The sequence below is a fragment of the Hydrogenovibrio sp. genome (assembly GCF_049975065.1).
GTDB lineage: Bacteria > Pseudomonadota > Gammaproteobacteria > Thiomicrospirales > Thiomicrospiraceae > Hydrogenovibrio.
The window spans coordinates 4,952-12,109 of the sequence record NZ_JBNGDN010000062.1 but is presented as its reverse complement, the minus strand read 5'-3'; the positions used below and the strand labels follow the sequence as shown (position 1 = coordinate 12,109).

Sequence of the window (7,158 nt, the reverse complement as noted above, 5' to 3'; positions counted from 1 at the left end):
CGCATGATTATCAGCAATGTGCGGTGGTCGGCTGTGTGAAAACCGAGTTATCGCATCAGGATACCTGTTGGCAGCGTTATCAATCTGACGGTCCTTTCGCCTATCTGGCGATGGACAATAATATGAGTTCGATTGCTTGGTATTTGCCGGTGGAACAAATGCCATGGGCGTTGTCGCTGTCGGACGACGCCTTTTCGGAAGCGATTACCGAAGCGTCCGGGCATAAACTGGGCAAGGTGGTTGAAGTCGGTGAGCGTTCGGCGTTTCCGTTGGTGCGCCGCCATGCTGAGGCCTATGTGAAACCGCATGTTGCGCTGGTCGGTGATGCGGCGCATACGGTTCATCCGCAAGCCGGGCAAGGCGTGAATCTGGGTCTGTTGGATGCGGCGTCCTTGGTGGATGTTCTCACCCAAGCGCGTGAGGAAACCCCCGACGACTGGGAGCGCTATGCCGTCTTGCGTCGTTACGAACGCTGGCGTCGGGGCGATAATGCGATTGTGCAACGCTCCATGGAAGGGTTTGACTGGTTGTTTCAGCAGGATGGGTCGGTCAAAAACCGATTGCGGCAAGGGTTTTTGTCGCTGGCAGATCAGGCAAAACCGATTAAAAAATGGTTGATCCAGCAAGCGTTAAACGGTCGTGAGGTTTTGCCAGGCCTGGCAAAACCGGGTTTTCAAGGTCGGTGACATGAATCTCAAAGCCATTATGGGCGTCGAAGGCGTCAGTAAGCTGGAGTCGGAAAAGGCGCGTCGGGTCGGGCATTTTCTCAACTATCTGGTGTTCGGTGCTTTATTGTTGGTGCTGATTGAAATGCTGCTGAATTACGTCGAGCACTATCGTCTGCCTTTTGCGTTGACGGTGCTGATTTGGGGGCTGTTTGTTACCGAGTTGCTGGTGAATCTCTGGCTGGTGCGCCACCGAAAGCGTTACTTGCTGCACAATTGGCTCAGTTTGTTGATTATTGTGTTGGTGTTTCCTTGGAATGGCTATTCCGCCGGGTGGGCGGCGGTCATCCGTTCACTGCGATTGCTGTTGCTGTTGCGGGTGATGTCGGGGCTGGTGCTGGATGTGCTGACCTTGCTCAAGCGCAATAAATTTGGTGTGGTCTTGCTGGTTTACAGCGTTTTTGTGGTGGTCTCGGGGGTGATTTTTGCCGTTCTGGAAGACAAGTCAATCAGTGATGGTATCTGGTATGCACTGGTGACAGTAACCACCATTGGTTATGGCGATGTGGTGCCGGTGACTGAAAACGGGCGCTTGTTTGGCACCGTGATTATTGTCTTCGGGGTGGTGCTGTTTTCCTTGGTGACGGCGAATATTTCCGCTTACTTAATCGGCTCGGAACAGAAAGCGCGCGAAAAAGACATTCTGGCGACGGTTAAACAGATGCAAATTCACTTGGATCAGCAGGGCAGGCAAAACAAAGCGCATATTGAGCGGGTGTTGCAGGAGGTAGAAACCACGCTGGCGGAGGTGGAGCAGCGTTTAAAAGCGCACCACGACGAACACGTGCATTCTGGGTTTGAGCGATTTGAACACAAGCGGGATCAGGATTACGCCGATCTGATGCGACAGGTGCGGACGGAACATGAGCGAATGCTGTCAGAGATGCGGCAGCTGGTCAAGCCGAATTCGGCCTTGAATTCAAGGGGCTAAAAGCCAAGGTTAAGACATTGCTGATATAAGCCATGCTAAAGGTATGGCTATTAAATAATTTTTGACATTTTTCGGGGATGGCTCTATAGTCTATCCACAAAAAAAATTTATAGACGACAAAGGCATTTTAAGAATGGCTGATAGACGGCTTCAAGTATTTTACACGGTTGCAAAAGTGTTGAGCTTTACCAAAGCGGCCGAAACCCTTCATATGACCCAACCTGCGGTCACTTTCCAAGTGAAACAGCTCGAAGAATTTTTCAATACGCGTTTGTTTGATCGCACTCATAATAAAATCACGCTGACCGAAGCGGGTAAAATCGTTTACGACTATGCGGAAAAAATTCTCGATCATTACGAGAAAATGAACAGTGAAGTGCGGGAGCTGACGGGTGAAGTGACCGGGAGTCTATTGATCGGTGCCAGCACCACCATTGCCGAGTATATGCTGCCGAATCTGCTGGGCGCCTTCAAGCGCCAGTTTGAAGACGTCAATATCCGCTTGCAGGTTGGCAACACCGACGCGATCGTGGCGATGGTGGAAAACAATATGATTGACTTGGGGGTGGTGGAAGCGCCTGTCTACAACAAGAACCTGGAAGTGGAAGTGTGCCGTCTGGATGAAATGGTGCTGATTGCGCCGGAAGGGCACCCGCTGTCAAATCGCGATAAGATTTCCATTGAGGATGTGCGCAAGTATCGTTATATTTCCCGTGAGGAAGGTTCTGGGTCACGTTCGGTGATTGATAATTATATTCGTGAACAAGGCTTGAGTTATTCCGACCTGAACGTAGTGATGGAGCTGGGCAGCCCGGAAGCGGTTAAGATGGCGGTGGAAGCGGATGTGGGTCTGGCGATTGTTTCCCGTACTACGATTGTAAAAGAGCTGAAACTGGGCACGATTCGCGCCTTGCCGCTGGATCCGCCATTGACGCGACCTTTCTCGCATGTGCGTCAGAAACACAAGTTCCGTCACCGTGCCGTGGGCGAGCTGTTGGAATTTGCGGTCACTTACTGTAAGGAAAAAGCCGTTGAGCAAGGGTTTCAATTGCCCAGCGAAGAAGATATTGTGAAATACACCACCCGCAGTTAACCCTTTTAGATGTGGGTGGTTTGTCGTTGTCACCCGAGTCATCACGCAAAAAGCCGATTTCACCAGGCCTGGTGAATCGGCTTTTTTGCGTTAGGAGGGGTTGCTCGCCGCTTTTACAGGTTATCCGAGGCGTACTCGGCCAAGCGTGAGCGTTCGCCCTGCTTGAGGGTAATGTGGGCGCTGTGTTCCCAGGCTTTAAAACGATCAACGATGTAGGTGAGTCCGGTGGTGGTTTCGGTGAGGTAAGGGGAGTCGATTTGACCGATGTTCCCCAGACAAACAATTTTGGTGCCTTCGCCGGCGCGGGTGATCAGGGTTTTCATTTGTTTTGGGGTGAGGTTCTGCGCTTCGTCGAGAATAATGAACTTGTTCTGGAAGGTGCGGCCGCGCATAAAGTTCAGGGACTTGATTTTAATGCGCTTGTTGAGTAACTCTTGGGTGGACTCTTTTTCCCAGTCGGTGGTGTGGCCGTCGGACTGTGTCAGCACTTCAAGGTTGTCCATCAATGCGCCCATCCAAGGCGTCATTTTCTCTTCTTCCGTACCGGGCAAAAAGCCGATGTCATCGCCGATGGGAATGGTGGCGCGGGTCATGATGATTTCGTTGTAAATACCGTCTTCCAATGTCTGCTGCATGGCCGATGCAAGAGCCAGCAGGGTTTTGCCGGTGCCCGCCGTTCCGAGCAGGGAAACAAAATCAATTTCGGGGTCCATGAGAAAATTCAGAGCCATGTTTTGCTCTTGGTTGCGGGCGGTGATGCCCCAAACATTGTGTTTGGATTGTTCGAAATTGTGCATGTATTCCAATGTAATGGAATGCTGGTCGATTTTACGCACGATGGCACTGAACCCGGATTCATTTTCGCTGATCAGACACTGGTTAGGGTACCAGTGCAGATTGTCGTCATTGCGCTCCAGTTCGTAAAAGGTTTTGTTGTCATCCTGCCAGGATTTCATTTTGCTGAAATGTTCTTCAAAGAAGTGTTCAGGCAGAATTTCCCAGCCGGTGAACAGCAGGTCGGCGTCTTCCAGCACGCGATCATTGTAGTAATCCTCTGAGTGAAGCCCGACGGCGGAGGACTTGATGCGCATATTGATGTCTTTCGTCACCAGTGTCACATTGCGGGCCGGATATTTTTCTTTCAGAGCCAGGCCGGTCTGCAGAATGTGGTTGTCGGCTTTGTGGCTGGGAAGCGATTCCGGCAAGGTGGCTATTAGGGGTTCGGTTTCAAAAAACAGTTTACCGAGATGGAGGGTCTCCGATTCTTTGCCGGGGTGGATGCGTTCGAGATCCAGCCCAGCTTTGATGTCTTCAAAGCTGGCATTGTTAATGATCTGGTCGATGAGTCGGTTGGTCTCACGAACGTTTCGAGAGACTTCCGACATGCCTTTTTTGCCAGCGTCCAGTTCTTCCAGAACCGTCATGGAGATGAACATGTCATGTTCTTCAAAGTTGAACAGTGCCATTGGGTCGTGCATCAGCACATTGGTGTCGAGAATAAAGAGTCGATTGGGACGGTTAGTCATTAATGTTGAATCCTATTTTGATGCGGAAAGCGTTTTCAGTGTGTTTAAAACGTCATGGACGTGATCCTTGACTTTCACCTTGCGCCATTCGTGAATCAGTTTTCCGTTGGGGTCGATTAAGAAGGTGCTGCGTTCAATGCCGAGGTATTCACGACCGTAATTCTTCTTCAGCTTGATGACATCAAACAGACGGCATAGGGTTTCGTCCGGATCGGAAATCAGTTCGAACGGAAAGGCGAATTTGGCTTTGAAGTTTTCATGCTTGCGCAAACTGTCTTTTGAAACGCCGAAAATAGAGACATTGAGTTGTTGGAACTCACTGTAGGCCGCGCTGAAATCCTGGCCTTCGGTCGTGCAGCCGGGGGTATTGTCTTTAGGATAGAAATAGAGAAGAGTGTAATGTCCGAGCAGATCGGATTCGGTGAGGGTTTGCTCGTTGGTGGCGTCCAGTGAAAAAGCGGGAATCCGGTCGCCCAAGCGTACTGGGTCAGTCATTTTTGCTCCTTTTTGTCGTCAGTATGCAAGGTTTGTCAGAATTGTTCAATGAAAAAAATATGAAACGCGACAGAATGCGAGCCTTGGGTGTTTTGCACGCTGAGGCAGGACAAAATAATCGCTTGAAGAGTTGGGGGTTAACGGGTAATATTATCGCTTTGTATTTGCGGGCGTTGCGTGATCTTGGAGTCGATTCCGAGCGCGGTCCGGTCCTTTTGTTTGGAGAGTGTCATCGTGTTTAGAGGGAGTATGGTTGCCTTGGTCACGCCTATGTCGGCGGACGAGTCTGTGGATTTTGAGGCGTTCGAACGCCTGATTGAGTTTCACATAAAATCCAAGACACGTGCCATCGTCGCGATGGGAACCACTGGCGAATCCGCCACTCTGAATTTTGAAGAACATCGTCAAGTGTTGCGGTTTGTGGTCAACAAGACGGCGGGGCGCATTCCTGTAATTGCCGGAACCGGCGCCAACTCCACCACCGAGGCCATTGAGCTGACCGAGTACGCCAAGCAAGTGGGGGCAGATGCGTGTCTTCTGGTCACACCTTATTACAACAAACCAACGCAAGAAGGCTTGTACCGACATTATAAAAAAATCGCCGAAAGGGTGGCGATTCCTCAAATTTTATACAACGTTCCCGGCCGCACCGCCTGCGACTTATTGCCCGAAACCATCGGGCGACTTGCCAAAATCGGCAATATCATCGGAATTAAAGAAGCCACCGGTGATGTTAGCCGTGTTGCGCACATTCAGGATTGCGCAGGAGCGGACTTTGATCTGTATACCGGTGATGATGCGACGGCTGTGGAATTCTTGTTAGCAGGCGGACATGGCGGCATTTCTGTGACCGCTAATGTGGTGCCAGCACAATTGTCGGCGGTTTACGATGCCGCCATCGCAGGCGATGCAGAAACGGCGCGTCGCCTCGATAAACCCTTGGCGGAATTGCACTCGGCTTTATTTGTGGAGGCCAACCCCATTCCGGTCAAATGGGCCATGATGGAAATGGGGTTGATGGGCGGTGCCATACGTTTGCCATTGACGCCGCTTTCCGAACAATATCATTCTGTAGTGCGTCGCGCATTGCAAACGGCAGGAGCTTTATAGTCCTATGACATCCCCAACCGGTGCACAGCCTATTGTGAAACCAGTGAAATCGAGTTTTGTCGCGGTCAGCTTGGCGTTATTGGTGACCGGATGTTCATCAACGCCTTCCGGCGACCAAAACGCAAAAGAGGTGTTGGACTACGACGCCAGTTCCGATTATCGCGATTCCGAAAGAACGCTTGCGGAAGGGTTGGAGGTGCCGCCCGATCTGTTTGCTCCCACGCGCCGCGCCGATCGTTTCGATGTGACGCTTCGTCAAGTGGCCGATTCCAATGCCGACGAATCACGTCAAATACCGACCTATCGTGCCAAAAATCTCAGCGTACATTCCAATTTGTCCGAGCGCTGGTTGGAAATTCGTGACTTGAGCAGTGAGCAGGTCTGGGAAGGCACGCAAGCTTTTTTAACGTCTTTGGGGATGCCGATTCAAGAGGCAAGAAAAGACACCGGTTTCATTCGTACCGAGTTTGTGCCGCGCCAAGAACTGGTGCCACTGGATGAGCAGGGGCCGATTACGCGCCTGTTAAACAGTTGGCGGCCGGAAGTGGCGCAGGGCTTGTATGATCGTTTGATCGCTCAGGTCGAATACGATAAAGAACGTCAGGTCACTAAGCTAACGTTTCATCACTATATGGTAGCCGACCCCAGCGCCTCGGAGGATCCCACCGGTGCTGCCGTGGTGTCTTCCGGTTGGCGGATTCGCCCCTATAATCCTTTGATTGAAGCCGAAGCCATTTATCAGTCGATGATTTTCTTTGGTGCCTCTCAGGAGGAATCGCTGCAAGCCATTGAATCCACTGAAGGTTTGATTGCGGTCGAAGGCGGTGAGCGTTTTTCTGGTTTGCGTGTCAGAGCCGATGCCTCGGAAACCTGGAGTTATCTCAAGGCGATGTTGTATCGAGCCGATTGGCATTATGACCGCATTAAAGCCGACACGCGTGAAGTCTGGGTGACGGTGCCGGAAGCCGCGCGTAAGGACAGCACACTGATCTCGAAGTTGGCTTTCTGGCGCGATGACAAAGAGGCGGCGAAGTATCTGCCGAAAACCGTTAAATTCAGCGTCACGCCCCTGACCGACGATTCGGATGAGTCAAAAACCGGCAGTTTGCTGGAGGTGTCCTCACCAGACGGCGCGCAACCCTTGAATGCGGAAAAGCGGCAGTACATTTTCAAATCATTAGGTCTATTGGCTGAATAGGCTGGATTCATTGGTATTCAAATTGTTTTTAAGATAGCCCTTGGTGTTTCCGAGGGTTTTTTTATGAGGCTTTTAGTCGT

Annotated in this window: 7 protein-coding genes; 5 read left to right on the top strand and 2 right to left on the bottom strand. The window is 51.1% G+C overall.

The genetic code is table 11. The annotated features are described in order from the left end of the window. The 3 genes from ACP5D0_RS07815 to ACP5D0_RS07805 form a co-directional block, all read left to right on the top strand. On the top strand, positions 1-686 hold a 686-nt coding region (locus ACP5D0_RS07815; RefSeq protein WP_472365106.1), incomplete at its 5' end, for an FAD-dependent monooxygenase. Position 687: 1 nt separating this feature from the next. Next, complete coding sequence (locus ACP5D0_RS07810) at positions 688-1,656, top strand: potassium channel family protein (RefSeq protein WP_472365105.1); 969 nt, start codon at positions 688-690, stop codon at positions 1,654-1,656. Positions 1,657-1,789: 133 nt separating this feature from the next. Then, entirely contained in the window at positions 1,790-2,749 is a 960-nt protein-coding gene (locus ACP5D0_RS07805) for a LysR family transcriptional regulator (protein WP_472365104.1), read from the top strand. Positions 2,750-2,862: 113 nt separating this feature from the next. On the opposite strand, the gene ACP5D0_RS07800 is transcribed toward ACP5D0_RS07805, so the two are convergent. Then, entirely contained in the window at positions 2,863-4,275 is a 1,413-nt protein-coding gene (locus ACP5D0_RS07800) for a PhoH family protein (protein ID WP_472365103.1), read from the bottom strand. 12 nt (positions 4,276-4,287) lie between these two features. After that, positions 4,288-4,770 (bottom strand): peroxiredoxin, encoded by a 483-nt coding sequence (locus ACP5D0_RS07795; protein ID WP_472365102.1) that lies wholly within the window; start codon positions 4,768-4,770, stop codon positions 4,288-4,290. A 234-nt stretch (positions 4,771-5,004) separates the two neighbouring features. Here ACP5D0_RS07795 and dapA point away from each other — a divergent pair, with 234 nt between their 5' ends. Both dapA and ACP5D0_RS07785 read left to right on the top strand, forming a co-directional pair. Next, positions 5,005-5,880, top strand: a complete 876-nt coding sequence (gene dapA / locus ACP5D0_RS07790) for a 4-hydroxy-tetrahydrodipicolinate synthase (RefSeq protein WP_472365101.1) — start codon at positions 5,005-5,007, stop codon at positions 5,878-5,880. A 4-nt stretch (positions 5,881-5,884) separates the two neighbouring features. Continuing rightward, positions 5,885-7,078 carry a hypothetical protein gene (locus tag ACP5D0_RS07785; RefSeq protein WP_472365100.1) on the top strand — a complete coding sequence of 398 codons (1,194 nt, stop codon included), beginning with the start codon at positions 5,885-5,887 and terminating at the stop codon, positions 7,076-7,078. Positions 7,079-7,158: the final 80 nt, after the last annotated feature.